17 protein-coding genes and 1 tRNA gene are annotated in these 19,380 nt (G+C 55.0%); all 18 read left to right on the top strand.

All coding sequences use genetic code 11. From position 1 onward, the window contains the following. Positions 1–23: 23 nt before the first annotated feature. On the top strand, positions 24–884 hold the full coding sequence (folP, locus tag QZ725_RS03200) for a dihydropteroate synthase (protein WP_293776204.1): 861 nt from the start codon (positions 24–26) through the stop codon (positions 882–884). Between the two features lie 24 nt (positions 885–908). Beyond that, complete coding sequence (glmM, locus tag QZ725_RS03195; protein ID WP_293776201.1) at positions 909–2,252, top strand: phosphoglucosamine mutase; 1,344 nt, start codon at positions 909–911, stop codon at positions 2,250–2,252. A gap of 78 nt (positions 2,253–2,330) precedes the next feature. Beyond that, positions 2,331–2,407 (top strand) — tRNA-Pro (locus tag QZ725_RS03190). Between the two features lie 677 nt (positions 2,408–3,084). Further along, entirely contained in the window at positions 3,085–4,293 is a 1,209-nt protein-coding gene (epsL, locus tag QZ725_RS03185) for an XrtB/PEP-CTERM-associated polysaccharide biosynthesis outer membrane protein EpsL (RefSeq protein ID WP_293776200.1), read from the top strand. Next, the gene (locus QZ725_RS03180; RefSeq protein ID WP_293776199.1) at positions 4,283–5,689 is read left to right on the top strand and encodes an undecaprenyl-phosphate glucose phosphotransferase; all 1,407 of its coding nucleotides are present in this window, start codon (positions 4,283–4,285) and stop codon (positions 5,687–5,689) included. Before epsL ends, QZ725_RS03180 begins: the two co-directional genes overlap by 11 nt. An 86-nt stretch (positions 5,690–5,775) precedes the next feature. After that, on the top strand, positions 5,776–6,564 hold the full coding sequence (gene epsE, locus QZ725_RS03175; protein ID WP_293776198.1) for a polysaccharide export protein EpsE: 789 nt from the start codon (positions 5,776–5,778) through the stop codon (positions 6,562–6,564). Positions 6,565–6,599: 35 nt separating this feature from the next. Further along, positions 6,600–7,994 carry a chain length determinant protein EpsF gene (gene epsF, locus QZ725_RS03170; protein WP_293776197.1) on the top strand — a complete coding sequence of 465 codons (1,395 nt, stop codon included), beginning with the start codon at positions 6,600–6,602 and terminating at the stop codon, positions 7,992–7,994. Between the two features lie 25 nt (positions 7,995–8,019). After that, entirely contained in the window at positions 8,020–8,913 is an 894-nt protein-coding gene (epsG, locus tag QZ725_RS03165) for a chain length determinant protein tyrosine kinase EpsG (RefSeq protein WP_293776195.1), read from the top strand. A gap of 95 nt (positions 8,914–9,008) precedes the next feature. Then, positions 9,009–10,301: a polysaccharide polymerase gene (locus QZ725_RS03160; protein ID WP_293776193.1), complete on the top strand. Its 1,293-nt coding sequence runs from the start codon at positions 9,009–9,011 to the stop codon at positions 10,299–10,301. Continuing rightward, positions 10,291–11,430 carry a glycosyltransferase family 4 protein gene (locus tag QZ725_RS03155; RefSeq protein WP_293776192.1) on the top strand — a complete coding sequence of 380 codons (1,140 nt, stop codon included), beginning with the start codon at positions 10,291–10,293 and terminating at the stop codon, positions 11,428–11,430. Before QZ725_RS03160 ends, QZ725_RS03155 begins: the two co-directional genes overlap by 11 nt. Positions 11,431–11,451: 21 nt before the next feature. Continuing rightward, the gene (locus tag QZ725_RS03150; protein WP_293776190.1) at positions 11,452–12,501 is read left to right on the top strand and encodes a glycoside hydrolase family 5 protein; all 1,050 of its coding nucleotides are present in this window, start codon (positions 11,452–11,454) and stop codon (positions 12,499–12,501) included. Positions 12,502–12,503: 2 nt separating this feature from the next. Next, positions 12,504–13,508 carry a hypothetical protein gene (locus tag QZ725_RS03145; protein ID WP_293776188.1) on the top strand — a complete coding sequence of 335 codons (1,005 nt, stop codon included), beginning with the start codon at positions 12,504–12,506 and terminating at the stop codon, positions 13,506–13,508. Continuing rightward, positions 13,505–14,335 (top strand): polysaccharide pyruvyl transferase family protein, encoded by an 831-nt coding sequence (locus tag QZ725_RS03140; protein WP_293776187.1) that lies wholly within the window; start codon positions 13,505–13,507, stop codon positions 14,333–14,335. The genes QZ725_RS03145 and QZ725_RS03140 overlap by 4 nt, the downstream gene beginning before the upstream one ends. Positions 14,336–14,376: 41 nt before the next feature. Continuing rightward, positions 14,377–15,807, top strand: a complete 1,431-nt coding sequence (locus QZ725_RS03135; RefSeq protein ID WP_293776185.1) for a lipopolysaccharide biosynthesis protein — start codon at positions 14,377–14,379, stop codon at positions 15,805–15,807. A 38-nt stretch (positions 15,808–15,845) separates the two neighbouring features. Continuing rightward, positions 15,846–16,988: a hypothetical protein gene (locus QZ725_RS03130; protein ID WP_293776184.1), complete on the top strand. Its 1,143-nt coding sequence runs from the start codon at positions 15,846–15,848 to the stop codon at positions 16,986–16,988. A 123-nt stretch (positions 16,989–17,111) separates the two neighbouring features. Continuing rightward, positions 17,112–18,434 (top strand): UDP-glucose/GDP-mannose dehydrogenase family protein, encoded by a 1,323-nt coding sequence (locus tag QZ725_RS03125; RefSeq protein WP_293776183.1) that lies wholly within the window; start codon positions 17,112–17,114, stop codon positions 18,432–18,434. Between the two features lie 19 nt (positions 18,435–18,453). Then, positions 18,454–19,188: a WecB/TagA/CpsF family glycosyltransferase gene (locus QZ725_RS03120; protein WP_293776182.1), complete on the top strand. Its 735-nt coding sequence runs from the start codon at positions 18,454–18,456 to the stop codon at positions 19,186–19,188. 92 nt (positions 19,189–19,280) lie between these two features. Then, a partial coding sequence (locus tag QZ725_RS03115) for a sugar phosphate nucleotidyltransferase (RefSeq protein ID WP_293776218.1) occupies positions 19,281–19,380 on the top strand: 100 nt, incomplete at its 3' end.

The following is a 19,380-nucleotide window of genomic DNA, read 5'->3' as shown; positions in this document are numbered from 1 at the left end:
TGTCCTTTCAATTTCTGCGTTTCATGTCTCCTTTTTTTCAATGCGGTCGCTACCGCTTTTCGCTTCAGTCCGACCGTCGTCCGCTGGTCATGGGCATTCTGAATGTCACACCCGACTCGTTTTCCGATGGTGGCAGATTCATCGGACTGGATGCGGCACTTTCTCATGCGGATGAAATGATTGCTGCAGGTGTCGATATCATCGACATCGGTGGTGAATCGAGTCGGCCTGGTTCGCAGCCGCTATCGCTGCAAGAAGAGCTGGATCGAGTCATGCCGCTGGTGTTTGGACTACGCGATCTGGGAGTTCCCTTATCAATCGATACCTACAAGCCGGCCGTCATGCATGAGGCATTGCTGGCGGGTGCCGACATGATCAACGACATCAACGGTTTTCGCGGTGAAGGTGCATGGCAGGCAGTAGCCGGCTCCGACTGCGGGTTGTGCATCATGCATATGCAAAAGACGCCGGAGAACATGCAGCAGAGTCCGCATTACGAAGATGTGCTGCGGGAGGTTGGCGATTTTCTGAGTGAACGCGTGACAGAAGCACGGCAGATCGGTATTACAGACGAGCGCATCAGTATCGATCCCGGTTGTGGTTTCGGCAAAACGCTGGAGCACAATATTGCCCTGTTTCGCGGAACAGCCATCTTGCAGCAGCGTCTGGATTTGCCGGTGTTGATTGGCGTGTCACGCAAGACGATGATCGGCACGTTGACCGGCAAGCCGATCGAGCAACGCATGGCGGGTAGTGTCGGCGCGGCGCTTGCCGCGGCTGCGCAGGGTGCGCGCATTGTGCGTGTACATGATGTCGCCGAAACGGTGGATGCGCTGAAGGTATGGGAAGCCTTGGCACCGTCCATTGAACAACCCAATTATTGAAAAAGTAAAAGAAAGAAAAGAAAAATGGCGCGCAAATATTTTGGTACTGATGGAGTTCGTGGCCGTGTCGGCGATATGCCGATTACTCCGGACTTCGTCATGCGGCTTGGTTATGCTGCCGGTGTGATTCTGACGCGTAATCAGACTGCGGTGGCAGGGCGCCCTACGGTGCTGATTGGCAAGGACACGCGCATCTCGGGTTACATGCTTGAAGCGGCACTGGAGGCCGGCTTCGCCGCGGCCGGTGTCGATGTCATGCTGGCCGGTCCGATGCCGACGCCTGCGATTGCCTATCTCACGCGCGCTCTGCGTCTGGCAGCCGGTGTCGTTATTTCTGCTTCGCATAATCCTTACGAGGACAACGGCATCAAGTTCTTCTCCGCTTCTGGCAACAAGCTGCCGGATGCAGTCGAACTGGAAATCGAGGCCATGCTCGACAAGCCGATGGCGTGTGTCGATTCGAGCCGCCTTGGTCGTGCCAAGCGGCTTGACGATGCGCGCGGTCGCTATATTGAATTCTGCAAGAGCACCTTCCCCAACGAGCTGGATTTGCACGGTACGAAAATCGTCGTAGATTGTGCGCATGGTGCTGCCTATCACATCGCGCCGGATGTCTTCCATGAACTCGGTGCGGAAGTCATTGCCATTGGCAATAAGCCGAATGGTTTCAATATCAACGACCAAGTTGGCGCAACCGCCCCTGCGGCCTTGGTCGAAGCAGTGAAAGCGCATCAGGCCAACATCGGCATTGCGCTCGACGGCGATGCTGATCGCTTGATCGTGGTGGATGCGGCGGGCCGCGTTTTCAACGGCGATGAACTGCTCTACATCATGGTGCGCGATCGCATGCAGGTGCGGCCTATTGATGGCGCGGTTGGAACGCTGATGACCAACATGGCGCTGGAAGTGGCGTTCAAGAAAATGGGCATCGGATTCGTGCGTGCCAATGTCGGTGATCGTTATGTTCTTGAAGCATTGCAGGAACGTGGCTGGGAAGTCGGTGGCGAAGGTTCGGGGCACATGCTGTGCCTCGACAAGCACACGACAGGTGACGGCATTATCTCTGCGCTGCAGATTCTTTCCGCGCTCAAACGCAGCGGCAAGAGTCTTTCTGAATTGACGGCTGATATTGTGATGTATCCGCAAAGCCTAGTGAATGTACGCGTGCCCGCCGATTTCGACTGGAAAAATCACCAACCGCTGCATGCCGAGAAGCGTGTCGTAGAAGAAGAATTGGGAGATTCTGGGCGTGTACTGATTCGCGCATCGGGCACCGAGCCACTGATTCGCGTAATGGTTGAGGCGCAAGATGCCGATGTAGCAGAGAAAATGTCGAAAAAATTGGCGGCAACGATTCCTCAGGAATAAATTGCACAAGAAAAGTGTTTTCTGGGCACTTTATTTGTTGACCAAAGTCATATCGTAAGATATGATCTTGTTCTTCTTCGGAGTGTAGCGCAGCCCGGTAGCGCATCTGCTTTGGGAGCAGAGGGTCCTAGGTTCGAATCCTAGTACTCCGACCAAAATTCAGTAGTAACGAAAACCCCCGTATACGAAAGTACGCGGGGGTTTTCGCTTTTGCACATGCCGAAAAAGAACTATTGTTGGTGTAGGAATTTTTGTCTTCTTGCTTGGCTGGATTTCATCATGCGTGGTGCGTTGAGGTGCCACGTAAGTCGGCATTAATCTTGCGTAAAGTCCGTGTGACTTCTTGAAGAAAATTGCCTGACGACAAAGTGCGTTTCTTCATAAGCGGCATGCAGCCTTGTGTCTAAAGTATGTTTCTCGTTCTTCTTGAGCGCTTGGTAAAAATCTTGGCAGCTTGAGCGGGAATTTTTGTATGGGCAATGCTGGCAGCTTTTTCAAAGCCAATTGCACCAATCATGCGCACTCAATCATCGACTTCTTGTCGACGCGCATTTCTTTCTTTGATTCTTCTATTTTTGACTTCGGAAACTACGTAGGCGGCCAATAATTTTATTGTCATTTTTGAACTAAATTTTGACCGGGGCTCTCTACATCTGCGAATCGCAGCGAGTGATCGTTGCATTGAGTAGAGGTAACAATGGTTTCAGTAAATCGTTTAATTGGTGGCAATAAGGGCTGCAACGCGAGGCACGAGGTTGTGCTTACTTCTGACCATCCGCGCGTTGCAGAACCTGCCTCCGGCGCATACGCATCCGTCTTTTTTAGAAAGACCTTGCTTGCGCGCCATCTGACGACAGTATTCGTAACGGTTGCCAGTGTAGGTCTGGTACACGCAGCCCCTTCCGAACAAGAGCTCAACAATAGCGATACCTTCACGCCCTATGTTGGCTATGGCGTTTTTCGTGACGACAATATTTCGCGTCAGCCAGACAATGGTGTTCGGGTTTCGGATACCTGGCGGCGCACGACGGTTGGGGTACGCATAGACAAGCCAATCAGTCGTCAACGCATCATTGCCGATCTATCCGTCAACGATACGAAGTACGATCGCTTTTCTGAACTAGACAACGATGGCCGTCGTTTGCTTGCCAATTGGAACTGGGTGCTCGGTAATCAGTTATCCGGCACGGCTGGCAGCAGTCTGGTCGAGAATCTGGCGCCATTCGAAGATGTCAGCGCAACGGGCGAACCCTTGCCTAGCAGTGTGCGTACGCAGCGCCGCAGTTTCGTCACGGGTAACTGGCGCTTTCACCCTTCTTGGCGCGTAGGTGCGGGCTTCAATCGCGATAACGTTTCTTATGAAGGTATTCCTTCTGCGCGACTGCAACTCGATACCACCGATCTGACTTTTGATTATCTGCCGCGTAGCCAGAATCGTCTGGGTCTTTTATTGCGCCATGGGGAAGGGCGTTATCCCAACCAGTTCGGCAGCGATAACAGCGATTACACGCAAAACGAAATCAAGGCCAATCTCAAATGGCAATTGACGGGAAAGACCGGTCTCGATTTTCTCGGTGGTTGGGCACGTCGTACTTATGACGTTGATCCGAATCGCAATTTCAGTGGTCCCGATGGTCGTCTTGCGTTGAATTGGGATGCGACGGGAAAAACCTCATTTACGGCCGCAACGTGGCGACAGCTTGGTGTGCGCAACGTGCGCGACGAGCAGACTAATGGACTGCCGGCGCAGGATGATTTGACCTCCAACTACTCGCGCAACACCGGTGCAAGCCTCGGTGCCGTCTGGAAGGCAACCGGCAAGATCACGGTGGATGCGACGACGCTGACTGAAGATCGCGATTACAACCGCATTGACCGCAGCGATCGCTATCGCAAGAACATCATTGGCGTGACGTATCTGCCTTTACGCAAACTCAATGTCCGTCTGGCCGTATACGACCAGGAACTCAGATCGAATGTCAGCAGTGCCACGACCTACCGCACCAAGGGAGTACAACTTGCGACCCGCTATGAATTCTAAAAGCCCACCCATTCTGCCGCAGCACGAAGTGCCGGCCCGTAACTGGGGCATGCGCCTGCTTGAGCCTTGCATCACCGTTGCCATGCTGTATCTGATCGCGCTGGTTACGCGAGACGAGATCACCGGCAATCACGCCGTGTTGGCAATCATCACCTTTTTCGTGAGCGCGACGGTATTCAGCCTCACCGATCACAGCCATATGCTGCGCGAAGCGCGGTTGCTGGATTTCATTCGCGTCGTGTTGACAGGCTGGATGATCGTGATGGCAGTGTTGCTGTTGCTAGGGCAATTGACGGGATTGTTCACGCAATTCTCGATGCAGACATTGGTGATCTGGCTAGTTGCCACGCCGGTGTCCTTGCTGGTCGGGCAAATGACCGTGCATCGCATTACGTACAGCATGCACAAGACGGGGCAGTCGCGTTCGGTATTGATTGTTGGTGTCAATGACGTTGCGCTCAAGTTGGCGGATCGCATCGCCGAACATCCGGGGCTGTTGATGCAGGTGGAAGGATTTTTCGACGACCGTGATCTGTCGCGTCAGCCGGAAGGGCGTCATGTACCAGTGCTCGGCACGATGGATGAACTGCCTGCCTACGCGCGCAACCACAACATCAGCACCATATTCATCAGTCAGCCGATTTCTGCGCAGCCGCGCATTCGCAAGCTGCTCAACGAGTTGCAGGATACGACTGCCTCGATCTACTTCCTGCCCGATCTTTATGTGTTCGACCTGATCCAGGCGCGTTTCGATAGCGTGGCCGGTTTGCCGGTGGTGGCGATTTGTGAGACCCCCTTCACAGGTATTAACAATGCAGTGAAGCGTGTGACGGATATTGTGCTGACGTCGCTGATTTTGCTGATGCTGTTGCCGATCATGCTGAGTATTGCCATTGCGGTGAAGATCACGTCGCCGGGTCCGATCGTTTTCCGCCAGCGTCGCTACGGATTGGATGGTGAGGAAATCATTGTCTATAAATTCCGCTCGATGACTGTCGCCGAAGATGGCGACAAGGTCACGCAAGCCAAGAAAAACGATAGCCGTCTGACGCCGATCGGCGGCTTCCTGCGTCGCAGCTCGCTCGATGAGCTGCCGCAGTTCATCAATGTATTGCAGGGACGCATGAGCATCGTCGGGCCACGTCCACATGCAGTGGCGCACAACGAGCTGTATCGCAAGCAGATCAAGGGCTACATGCTGCGTCACAAGGTCAAGCCCGGCATTACCGGCTGGGCGCAGGTCAACGGTTTCCGCGGCGAAACCGACACACTGGACAAGATGGAAGCACGTATCGCGTACGACCTTGATTATTTGCGTCGCTGGTCACTGATGCTCGATCTGTGGATCATCGTGCGTACCATCAAGGTGACCATCGCGCGTGAGAATGCCTACTGAGCGCGTGCCGAAACCTCTTGAAAAATCACTGAAAAACGAAGACTGAAAACGGAATCAACTGAAATCGGAAACGAAGGATGACTGCAATGAAAAAAATCATGGTTTCTCTATGCGCAATGGCGCTGCTGGCATTTGGTGCAATCGCTCAGGCGCAGGACATCCAATTGGGTGCCGGCGACATGCTGAAGATCGATGTCTATGGCAACCCTGATCTATCGGTAGAAACGCGCGTGAGCGACCAAGGCACGATCTCCTACCCGCTGGTCGGGGAAGTGAAAGTGGGCGGCATGTCGCCGATGGAAGCCGAAAAGAAGATCGCAAGCCTGCTCGAAAGCGGTGGCTTCATTCGCAAGCCGCACGTGAATCTGGTCGTGACGCAAATGCAAAGCCAGCAGTTGTCGGTTCTTGGGCAAGTCAACAAGCCCGGTCGCTTTCCCGTCGATGGTAAACGGAGCCTGACCGATATTCTGGCGATGGCAGGTGGTCTCAATGAAGATGCTGATGACCGCATCACACTGGTACGTACCCGCGATGGCAAGACCACGCGCGAACAGATCAATCTGGCCGACATCATGCAAGCCGACGGAAATGGTAGTAATCCCGATCTGCTGCCCGGTGATGTGATCTACGTAAGCCGCGCGCCACGCTTCTATATCTACGGCGAAGTGCAAAAACCAGGATCGTATCGTTTGGAACCTGGCATGAGCATCTTGCAAGCCCTGTCAGTGGGTGGCGGATTGAGCCCCCGCGGTACGGAGCGGGGCGTTCGCGTCAAGCGTCGTGATGAAAACGGTGTCATGCACATTCTCGAAGTCAAACATGAGGATCGCGTGCAGGTGAACGACGTCATCTACGTCAAGGAAAGCTTCTTCTGAAGCTGAGGTTGGAGCATTCCTGAAGGGAGTCCAATATGAACATTAGTCAATTCTTCCTGATTCTTCGCGCGCGCGGCCGCATCATCCTGACCACACTGGCGGTTGTGGTTGGCTTGGCATTGCTGGTCGTATTGATCCTGCCGAAGACGTACACGGCGACCACGTCGCTGGTGCTGAACTACAAGGGTATCGATCCGGTAACCGGCAATGCCTTGCCATCGCAACTGATGCCCGGCTACATGGCCACGCAGATCGACATCATCAAAAGCAAGACGGTGGCGTTGAAGGTCGTGGATGCAATGAAGCTGACCGAAAGTCAGGCCATGCGCGACAACTTTGCCGATACTGGCGGCGAGGCCGGTTCGTTGCGTGACTGGATTGCTACCACGATCTCGGGCGGTGTCGATGTCGAGCCTTCGCGCGACAGTGGCGTGATCACGATCAGCTATAAATCGTCGGATGCGCAATTCGCTGCCAACATGGCCAACGCCTTTGCACGTGCATACCAAAATGCCGCCATCGAACTGAAGGTCGATCCATCGCAAAAGGCTTCCGACTATCTGGATGCGCAAATCAAGACCTTGCGCACCAACTTCGAAACTGCACAACGTCGTTTGTCGCAGTACCAGCAGCAGCACAACATCACCAATGCCGACGAACGTCTGGATGTGGAATCGGCGCGCCTGAATGAATTGTCCAGCCAGTTGGTGGCAGCACAAGGGCAGGCAATCGAGGCGACTTCACGTGAGCGCGCCGCGACGCGCAATGCCAGCGAATCGCCCGATGTCATCAGCAATGGCGTAATTCAAGGCTTGCGCGCGAATCTGGCAACGGCCGAGGCCAAGTTTGCCGAAGTGGCGGCGCGCCTGAATGTCAACCACCCGCAATATCAATCGGCCAAGGCGGAGGTGGACAACCTGCGCGCCAGCCTTAACCAGCAGATCGGTTTGGCTTCTTCGAGTGTGAAGAGCAATGCACGCATCCAGCAACAGCGCGAAGCGGAAATTCAGACAGCCCTGACGGCCCAACGCGAGAAGGTGATGCAACTCAATCAGGCGCGCGACGAGCTGAAGCTGCTGAACAACGAAGTGCAGACCGCACAACGGGCTTATGAAGCTGCAGCGAATCGTTATACGCAAACCAGCCTGGAAGCGCGCGCCACGCAATCGGATGTGGCTGTGCTGAATGAAGCAGTTGCACCGCTGTCTCCAACCGGACCAAATGCCTTGCTGTTGTTGGTACTCGCCACCTTCATGGGCGGCATGCTGGGCCTGGGATTGGCGCTGATCGCAGAGATCATGGATCGCCGTGTACGTTCAAGCCGCGATCTGATCGAAGCCCTGAATGTGCCCGTGCTCGGTGTGTTACGCGAAGACCGTCGCCCACCGGGACGCCTCGGCTTCATGCGTCCTTCACTGCCGAGTGCCTGAGCGGATCAACGAAAAGGAATTCATGATGAATCAATTGTTCAATCCCACAGCCTTTCGTGACCCGAATGTGCGCGATGCCGGTGTCGCCAAACCGGATACCAACATCGGCAGCATTCTGCTGGATCTCGGCAAGCTTTCGCCGAGCGATGCCGAGCGAGTCATCAAGCTGCAGAAGGAAAAAGGCATGCGTTTCGGTGAGGCTGCCCAAGCGTTGGGTCTCGTTACCGAATCCGATATTGAGCAGGTGCTTGCGCATCAATTCGATTATCCGTATCTGCGGCCGGGGCAGGGCGGTTTTTCTACCGATCTGGTCGCAGCCTATCGTCCGTTCAGTGCGCAAGTCGAAATGCTGCGTGGCATTCGCAGCCAGTTGATGCTGCGCTGGTTTGCTAATCGTCGCAAGGCATTGGTGATTGCCGCTGTCGAGGAAGATGCCGGCGTCAGCCTGCTGGCTGCCAATTTGTCCATCGTGTTTTCCCAGCTGGGTGAAAAGACGCTGCTGGTGGATGCCAATCTGCGCAATCCGCAGCAGCAGCGCATTTTCAATTTGACGGGCAAACATGGTTTATCCGATGTGCTGGTCGAGCGAGCCGATTTGCAAAGCATCAACAAGATCGAACCCTTCATCGATCTGTCGCTGCTGACGGCAGGCACGATTCCGCCAAATCCGCAGGAGTTGCTGAGCCGCCCAGCTTTTGCACGCGTGAATCAGCATGTCGAGCATGACTTCGATGTGATTCTGTATGAAGTTTCGGCCTTTTCAACGGGTGCCGATGCACTGGCAGTCGGTGCACAGGTCGGTGGTGTATTGCTCGTTGCGCGCAAGAACAAGACGCGCGTGGCGCAATTGAATGCTGCCGCCGAACAGTTCGGGCGCTTTGGTGCCGACGTGATCGGTTCGGTCCTGCTCGAAGATTGATAGCCTTTATTCGCGCGCACCGCCATCATGCTTTCTAGAATATTGTCTCTTCGTCATGTTGTGGAGTCGCATTCCGTGGGTGGAGGGCGGCTGCCATGAATGCGTTCACACAACCTGCGGGACCAGGCATTGCAGCACGTGACGAGGCCATGTTGCGTTTGCTGACGATTGCCATTCTGTTTGGCGCGGCGTTGTACCAAATGATGTTGTGCTTCGTGCATACGCATTTACTGCCGATCCGTACCGCTTTTGTCGGCGCTGCCGAGTTTGCCTTGTATGCGGGTTGTCTGGTGGTGATGGCGCGTCGCTTGCGTCTGGAGTTTGTTGCCGTGCTGGCGATGGTCTCGGCATACCTGCTCTTTCTGGCCTTATTGCGTGGTTCGCTAGATGCCAAGGGATTCCGTGACGTCTTGATCGTGATCCTGTTTTACTGGCTGGGACGTACCACCGGCAACGTGGCGCTTGCAGATCGATTGCTGAAGATCATGATCGCAGTCGTGCTGGCTGTCGGTCTGTTCGAATTGCTGTTCCTCGATCTTTACTCGCGTATCTTCAATGTCTTTTCGTATTACGTCAGCCAAGGTGGCTTGGCCAATTCGACCAATTGGGCCAAGGACAGCACGCTGGCCTTGAATGGCATGCGGCCGGAGGGAATCGGTCGCACCATCTTGCCGGCCTTGCTCGGCAATCACCGTATTTCTTCGATTTTTCTGGAGCCCGTCTCCTTCGGCAACTTTGCCGTCATCGTCGCTGCCTGGGGGCTGGCGAAGGAAAAATCCGAATGGCGCACGATGCTGTTCTATCTGGTCAGCGCGATGATCATGATCACGCTGTGTGACTCACGCTATGGTCTGGTTACGATCTCGGTGTTGGTCGTCCTGCGCGTGGTGATGATCGGTCGCATGCACTATCTGGCACTTCTTGCACCACTGGCATGCGTGTTGCTGCTGCTCGGCATCGCACTCGTATTCAACAACTATTACGCCGACAACATGTTGGGCCGCTTGCGCGTCACTGGCACCGTGCTCATGAACTTCGGCATAGCCGAGTTATTCGGCCTCAAGGGTTATGACATCGGTTACGGCGACATGGGCTATGCGGTGCTGTTGACGCGCTTTGGTTTGCCATTCCTGTTGATTGCGTGGGCAGCATTGTGGCTGCTGCGCATGCGTGATGATGCCGGCACACGTTTTCGCGCCTACGTGGCGGTCTACATGTCGTTGATCCTGTCGATCAGCGGTACTTCGATGATGGCGCTCAAGACGGCCGGCATTCTCTGGTTCCTGATGGGATGCCTGACCCTGCGCGAAACGCTGGCACGATCAGCGCCGCACGGTGAGCGTACATCTTCCTTCGTTCAGACACGGAGCATGCGTTATGCCAATTAATGTTGTTCATCTGGTGCGCCAATATCATCCTTCCATCGGGGGCATGGAGGACGTGGTACAGAACATCGCGCACCATCAGCAAGTCGCGCACGATCATCGCCCCGTCATTGTCACGCTGGACAGGCTCTTTCGCAATACCGATGTACGCCTGCCGGTGCGTGAAACGGTCGATGGCATTCCTGTCGTACGTTTGCCTTTCTATGGTTCGACGCGCTATCCGCTCGCGCCGCAAGTGCTGCAGCATGTGCGCAATGCGGATGTGATTCATGTGCATGGTGTCGATTTCTTTTACGACTATCTGGCATTGACCAAGCCGCTGCATCGGCGCCCGTTGATCGCTTCCACGCATGGTGGATTCTTCCATACCGAATTTGCCTCGCGACTCAAGCGCGTCTATTTCAAGACCGTCACACGCAGTACTTCACTGGCGTACGACCGCATCGTCGGTACCAGTAATAACGATGGTCAATTGTTTAGCGAGATCGTCGACGATCAACGTCTGTCGGTGATCGAAAACGGCGTGAACGTGGACAAGTTTGCCAATCGCAGTTCGCGTATGCGTGTACCAGTCATGATCTATTTCGGTCGCTGGTCGGTCAACAAGGGATTGCTGGAAACCATCGATCTGTTCGAACGCATCGTTGCCATGCGCCCGGAATGGCGTTTGATCATCGCCGGCCGTGAATACGATCACACCGAGTCCGAACTCGATCGCCTGTTGCGCGAACGTGGTTTGCGTGATCGCGTGCAGCTCGTTGAAAGCCCCGACCAGCAGAAGCTGGCCGAGTTGATCGGGCAGGCTACCTACTACATTTGTCTGTCGCGCCATGAAGGTTTCGGCATCGCGCCGATCGAAGGCATGAGCGCCGGTCTGACGCCGATTCTGAGCGATATTCCGCCATTCCGCCAATTGGTGGAGCGTTCGGGGCTTGGCATTCTGCTCGACCGTCATGCTGTCGAGGTGCAGGCCGCGCGTATCGTCGCCTTGCATGAGCAGGCCGATGTCGTGTCGGCCGATCACGCGCATGCCGCGCGGCGCACTGAGGCACAAGCTTTCGTACAGCAATACAGTTGGCGCCATATTGCGGACCGCTATGTCGAACTCTACCGCGATCTCGCGGCAGCCTGACATCCAATCGAAAGGATACGCATGACTTCACGACTTTCGCACCGATCGTCCCGACAAGCCGCGATCGCCCTATTGCGATATGTTGCATGTGGTGCACTGTTAATCGGTGCAGCCCATGTGAGTTCTGCGCAATGTCTGCAAGATGCGCAACTGAAGGGCATCAATATTGCTGGCGCTGAATTCAATAGCGGCCGCATTCCCGGCGTCATGAACAAGGATTATGTTTATCCGTCGCAGAAGGAAATCGATCACGCCAGGGAAATCGGCAGCAACATCATTCGCGTCCCGTTTCGCTGGGAACGTATTCAGCCGACATTGCAGGGCGAACTCGATGCAGCACAGCTCAATGCCTTGCGCACCACCGTGCAACGCGCCAATGACAAGGGCATGTGTGTGATTCTCGATGTGCATAACTACGCGACGTATCGCAATCAACCCATTGGCTCGGCTGAAGTACCCGAAGCTGCATTCATCGATCTGTGGAAGCGATTGGCGGTGGCGTTTCCGCAACCCGACAAGACCATCTTCGGTCTCATGAATGAACCCGCCAAGATCAGCATCGCGCAGTGGGCGCCGATTGCACAGCGCACGGTCAATGAATTGCGTGCCGCCGGCGCACAAAACATCATCCTTGCTGCGGGTGGCCGCTGGAGTGGGGCGCACGAATGGACCAAGGACCAGGGTGGCACATCGAACGGCAAGGCATTCGCCAATTTCAGCGATCCGCTTGGACGCACCTGGCTGGAAGTTCACCAATATGCGGATGAGGGATTTGCCGGTACCAAGACGGATTGCGTCCAGCCTGATCGTCTGCAACGCATTTTTGCCAATGTGACGGCATGGGCTGCCGAGAACCGGCAAAAGCTTTTCCTCGGCGAATTCGGCACGCCATCCAGTGAAGCTTGCCTGTCTGCATTGGATGCGATGGTTGCCGGTACGGCGGACAAGAATGTCTGGCGGGGCTGGACCTATTGGGCAGGCGGTCCCTGGTGGGGTAACTACCCGATGAGCATTCATCCGCGCAACGGCACCGAAGCGCCGCAAACCGATGTATTGAAAAAGCATTTCTGATCATGACGCAACGTTCCAGACTGCGCATTGCCTACTTTCCGTTCACAAATGACGGCAATCGCTACACCGACAACTTCAAGAAAATTCTGGCGCAGTTCGGCGATATTGCCGAAGCGCCACCGCTGAAGAAATTGTTCGGCAAGGCTGCTTTCACACGCTTCGATGTGTTGATCCTGAACTGGTCGGATAATAGTTTCATCAACCGCCGCACGGGCGGTATTAGTCCGCTGGGTGTCGTCAAGGAATTCGTGCGTATCGGTATCTACAAACTGCTGGCACGCAAGACGGTTTTCGTGCGCCACAACATGTATCCGCATGATGCGACTGGTCCCCATCGCGCTACGGCCAGCCGTATCATTGCGCGGTACGAGCGTTGCTTCGATCTGTGCTGGGTGCATTCCGGGCACCTAGCCGAGGATTGGCGGCAATATGTGCCGCATCCGCTCTATGAGGTGGAAAACGGCGATTCGGGAATCGATCGCCTGGCGTTGCCTTCTCATTACTTCGTCGTATTCGGCCGTCTTCTTTCCTACAAGAAGATCGAGCGCCTGCTGGAGATACTGCCACCAGATTTGCATGTGGTAGTGTGCGGCTCTTGCCCCGATCCAGCTTATCGCGATCTGCTCAAACAACATGCCTGTAGCAACGTCACGCTGCTGGCCGAGTTCATTCCCGACGCATTGGCGCGCGACCTCATCATGCGTTCTGACGGCATGCTGATTTGTCACGCGGAAGACGACATGATCGTTAGCGGCAGCATCGTCTACGCGATTTCACTCGGTATACCGGTGTTTGCAATGGAAACGGCCTTCGTGCATTGGTTCCGCGAGAACGTCAACGACCGCATGGTGCTGGCGACGCGAGATTTTCACGACATGATCGCGCAAATGCGTCAGCATCGATTCGAGCTCGATGATGCCGATGTGAAGACGGCGCAAGCACATTTCTCGGATTCGGCTGTCACGAAAAGCGTGGCACGCACCTTCAATCGATTGGGGTTGCTATGAGTTTGGGAAATCTTCTGCAACGCCTGACCGGAGCCAAAGACGAGGCGGCCGTTGCCCATGCCTTCCCGCATGTCGATCTGTTCTACTGGAAGCCATCGAGCAATCGCCACAACTTTGGCGATCATCTTTCCCGTGTCATCGTCACCAAGATGCTGGCGGATCGTCAGTATCTGCTCGACGAGGAAACGCCGCAGTCTCGTACCTTGCTGGCAATCGGTTCCATTCTGCATTTTGCGCATGATGGCAATGTTGTCTGGGGTTCCGGCGTGAATGGCAAGATCGCTGCGGAGGCCCATCGTTTCAACACACTCGATGTGCGTGCCGTACGCGGACCACTGACGCAGGCGTTCTTGCAGGAACGCGGCATCGAGGTGCCATCGGTGTTTGGCGATCCAGCCTTGCTGACGCCAACCTTGTTTCCAAATCGCTTTGTCGTGGACACGCAGCATCGCTATGTCGTGGTGCCGAACCTGCACGATCTGCACATCGTGCAGCAACTGAATCTGGCCCATGTCGTCTCGCCGTTGGCAACCTGGAATCGCTGCATCGCCGATATCCTCAAGGGTGAGCTGGTGATTGCCAGTTCTTTGCATGGCTTGATCCTTGCAGAAGCCTATGGTCTTCCTGCACGCTACCTGCGCTTGTCTGAAGAGGAAAACCTTTTCAAGTACAACGATTATGTGATGGGAACTGGACGCGGTGAAATTGAAGCGGCCCGTAGTGTGGACGAGGCGCTGGAAATGGGTGGCATGTCGCCGCCCCAGTTCGATCCGCACAGACTGATGGATGCCTTTCCCTACGATCTGTGGGATGGATGGGGGCGCTGATGCAGCCGGCGAATTTTAGGAAGACGATCTATCGCGGCACCATGTGGTCGCTGATCGACAATTTCGCGCGGCAGATGATTACCTTGCTAGTGTTCATCGTGTTGGCGCGCATGTTGTCGCCGGTGCTGTTCGGTTTGCTGGCAACCGCCATCCTGATCGTACAGGGTTTCAAGTCGATCGCCTTCGATGCGATTGCCACGGCACTCGTGCGCAAGAAGGAACCGAGCGATGCCGATTACAGCACCGGCTTCTGGATGTGCATCGGCTTGTCGCTGCCATTTTTCATCGCACTGTTTGTACTGGGCCCATATCTGGAAACGTGGACCGGTGCCGAAGGCTTGTCGCAAGTGGTGCGCGGCGTCAGCCTGATGATTCTGTTCATGGGCTTGGCGCGGATTCACGAAGCGCGGCTCACGCATCAAATGGATTTCCGGCCGCTGGCAATACGCTCTTTCCTGTCCGTGGTTGCTGGTGGTGCCGTCGGTATCGGCATGGCGTATTACGGATACGGCGTGGAAGCGCTGATCGCTCAGCAGCTCGTTACCTCGATTGCCGAGTTCATTCTGCTGTGGTCGCTGTCGAAGTGGATGCCGTCCTTCACCTTTTCAAAAACGTCTTTTCTGGAAATTGCACACTACAGCAAGCATGTGTCGGCTACGGCGATGACCAACTTTGCCAATCAGAACAGCGACATCTTCTTCGTCACCTACTATCTCGGTGCAGCGGCTTCCGGCTTTTATGCGACGGGTAAGCGCATCACGAATACGCTCAATATCGTGATCTCGACCGCGCTGATGCGTGTTTCGCTACCGGCATTCTCGCGCCTGCAGGATCAGGAAGAGGAGTTGCGTCGCACCTATCTGCATTCGACGGCATTGACGGCAATGGCGACGGCACCGTTGTTTGTAGGCTTGGCGATTCTTTCGCACGATATCGTGCTGGTGCTCCTGGGCGAGAAGTGGCTACCTTCGGTACCGGTGATGCAGATCATCACCATCATCGGTTTCCTGACGTCGATCGGCTATTACAACCAAAGCATCATGCTGGTGCGCAACAAGCCGCAATGGCAGACGCGGCTGGCGTTGTTGTATGCCGTGACTAATATCGCTGCCTTTGTCGCCTTCACGCGCTTCGGTCTGATCTATACGGCGCTGGCATTTTCATTGCGTGCATTGTTGCTGTTCCCGGTTTCCGTCTGGTGTGCGATCACGCTGATCTCGGTGAGTTGGCGACAGTATGTGAGCGGCTTGTTGCCTGCTGTCGTGGCCGCCACGGCGATGGCCGTCGGCGTGCTGCTTGCCGCATCCTTCATGCCGCAGGTCTCGCCGCTGGTAAGACTGCTAACGCTGATTCCGCTTGGTGCCATTTGTTATGCACTGGTGCTGTATTTCGTGATGCCGTTTTCGTATCGTACTCTTGTTCTCAAACTGTTCGCGAGACTGACGGGATGGCCGCGCTCGGCCTTGTCATGAATGCTGCATCCTGAACGTCTGCCCGAAAGGAAGTACCCATGAACTATCTCGTGATTTCCGCCCATGACTACCGCAGCCGTCGCAAGGCCGGTCTGCATTTCATCACGGCCGAACTGGCCAAGCGTGGTACGACGCGTTTCTTTTCCTGCCAGTACAGTCTGCTGTCGGACATGAAATCCGATCCGCGCAAGTCGATTGGCGAACTGGCCAACAAACGCCAGATGCACGATGGTGTCGAATGCTATCTGTGGAAGACGCTGATCCATCCCTTCAATATGCGCAAGCCGGCATTGCAAGGGCTGGAGGCTTTCCTGTTTCGTCGCTATTTACGTAATGTCAGCCCGGTGCTGCTGGAATGGATAGACGAAGCCGACGTGGTTGTATTCGAGAGCGGGATTGCGCCAATCTTTTTCGAACTCGTGCGTCAGCGCAATCCGCGTGCACGCACCGTGTATGTGGCATCGGACGATCTGGAGACGATCAACGTTGCTTCCTACGTCAAGCAAACTTTCGATCGCATTGCGCCGCAGATGGATGCGCTGTGCCTGAAATCGCGCTTCATGGTGGATGGCATGCCGCTGTCCGATAACCGTTATATCGTGCCGCAGGGTTTCGATTTCTCGATTGCCGAACACGCCGATCCTTCGCCATACGGGGCAGGACAGCATGCGGTGTCAGTCGGGTCGATGTTGTTCGATCCGGGCTTCTTCGTGATTGCGTCAAAGCTATTCCCCGACATCACCTTCCATATCATCGGTTCCGGTACGGGGCGCCATGAAGGTTATGGCAGCAATGTGAAGGTCTACGACGAAATGCCGCATAAGCAGACGCTGCCGTATATCAAGCACGCAACGATTGGTCTGGCACCATATCGTGCGGCTGGCTTGCCGGCGTATCTGTCCGATACCTCGCTCAAGCTCATGCAGTATGACTTCTTCGGTTTGCCGGCGGTTTGCCCGCAAGGCATTGTCGGTGATTACCGTTCACGCTTCGGTTATGTGCCGGACGATGCGGATTCCATCAAGCAGGCAATCGACGCCGCATGCTCTGCGCCGCGTGTCACCTTCCGTACGCCGCTGACGTGGTCGGCGGTGGTCGATCGACTGTTGGAACCCGGTCATTTCCCGGACACACGTCTTCCGCATACTTTTACAAGTCGTGCGAATTCGCTCGCCGCTTGACAGGGCTTGCGCAGAAATTTTCTCGGAAGCTTGTGTAAAAAATTAATGCACGGCTGGAACCAATCTGTGCCCGAACTCTCTTAGAAATGTTATCAATAATTCAATTGTTAGAAAGTTAATGCAATGAAGATTACAGTCATCGGAACCGGTTACGTTGGTCTTGTTACAGGCACCTGCTTGGCAGAAATGGGTAATGAAGTGCTTTGCCTCGATCTTGATCAACGCAAGATCGATATTCTCAAGAATGGCGATATCCCGATTCATGAGCCGGGTTTGCTTGAAATGGTGCAACGTAACGTTGCCGGTAATCGTCTGCATTTCACAACCGACATCAAGGAAAGTGTGGATTTCGGCGAAGTGCAATTCATCGCGGTGGGGACGCCACCAGACGAAGACGGTTCTGCTGATCTGCAATATGTGTTGGCATCGGCACGCAACATCGGCCGTCACATGAATGAGTACAAAGTCATCGTCGACAAATCCACGGTGCCGGTCGGTACGGCTGACAAGGTGCGTGTGGCGATTCAGGAAGAGCTGGATGCGCGCAAGAAGGATCTCGAGTTTTCGGTCGTATCCAATCCTGAATTCCTCAAGGAAGGCATGGCCGTCAATGACTTCATGCGCCCCGACCGCATTATCATCGGTGCCGACGATCAGCGCGCCATCGCTATCCTGCGCGATCTGTATGCACAGTTCACGCGTAACCATGATCGCATCATGGTGATGGATGTGAAGTCGGCTGAGCTGACCAAATACGCAGCCAACTCCATGCTGGCAACGCGTATCTCGTTCATGAACGAACTGGCGAATCTGGCCGATCTGGTCGGTGCGGATATTGAAGAAGTGCGTCGTGGCATCGGTTCCGATACGCGCATCGGTTACGACTTCCTGTACGCGGGTTGTGGCTATGGCGGTTCGTGTTTCCCGAAAGATGTACAGGCGCTGGTGCGCACTGCGGGAGAGAACGGCCTCGACCTGAAGGTGCTGACCGCAGTGGAAGATGCCAACGATGCACAGAAACGCGTTCTGTTGAACAAGATTACAAAGCGCTTTGGCAGCGATCTCAAAGGCAAGCATTTTGCCGTTTGGGGATTGGCGTTCAAACCGAATACAGACGATATGCGCGCCGCTTCCAGCCGCGTTTTGATCGAAGGACTGTGCGAACTGGGCGCTACCGTGAGTGCATACGATCCTGTGGCGATGGAGGAGGCCAGGCGCATTTTTGGCGACCATCCGCAACTCACCTTTGCACGCACTGCATCCGATGCACTCAAGGATGCCGACGCGCTGGTGATCGTTACGGAATGGAAGGAATTCCGTAATCCGAACTTCGACGCCATCAAGGCATCGCTCAAGACGCCAGCCATTTTCGACGGTCGCAATCTGTATAACGTGCGTCAGGTGAAGCAGCGCGGCATCGAGTACTTCGCGATCGGTCGTCGTTGAGCATGCAGCGAGGCTTGTCATGAGTGTGCCATCCATCTTGCCCATCGCCGATTTTCCTGTCCGTGTACTTACGCGCCAGATGTTGGCGTCGGGCTTGCTGGGCGTAATTCAGTCCGGTGAAAAGGTTTCGTTGTTCTTTGCGAATACCAATTTCGTCGTGCAATGTCGATCGCTACTGCCGCGTATGCAAGATGAGTCAGTCGTCATTGTCAACGATGGTATCGGCCTCAACCTTGCATCGCGTCTGGTGAATGGTCAGCAGTTTGCAGAAAACCTCAACGGCACCGATTTCACACCTTATTTGTTGGGGCAGGCGGAACGTCCATTGCGTATCTTTCTGCTAGGTGGCACGCCGCGTGCATTGGCGAAGGCGGAAGAGCATGTACGCTCGCGTCTCGGCCAGCAGGTTGCGGGAACATGCAACGGCTATGGCGATCTGTACGATGCCGCATTGATTGCGCGCATCAATCAGGCGCAGCCCGATATTGTGCTGGTGGCGCTCGGTAATCCGAAGCAGGAACGCTGGATTCTTGATCATCGTGATGTGCTCAGTGCGCCGGTATTAATGGGCGTTGGTGCGCTGTTCGATTTCTGGGCCGGTGAAAAATCGCGTGCACCCAAGTGGGTACAGGGCATGAAGCTGGAATGGCTGTATAGATTGGCGCTTGAGCCGCGTCGCCTGATGCGGCGTTATACGGTCGATGTCGTGAAGTTCTTTGTACTTTGCTATCGACATCGCCAACGTTATGTCTGAACGCTGTTTGCAAAGCATCGAACGTGTAGCAAAAATAATTGAAATACGATAGCGGTTCGTGCCGCTAACAAAAGAGTGAAAGAGCCAGAATGATGAAACTCTACCCCGTAATATTGTCAGGTGGATCGGGCACACGGCTGTGGCCGATGTCGCGTGCGGTCCTGCCCAAGCAACTGCTGCCCTTGGTCACCG

The organism is uncultured Oxalicibacterium sp. (assembly GCF_913776015.1).
Classification (GTDB): Bacteria; Pseudomonadota; Gammaproteobacteria; order Burkholderiales; family Burkholderiaceae_D; genus Oxalicibacterium.
The sequence above is the reverse complement of the archived record's forward strand: the minus strand, read 5'-3'. Positions and strand labels throughout refer to the sequence as shown.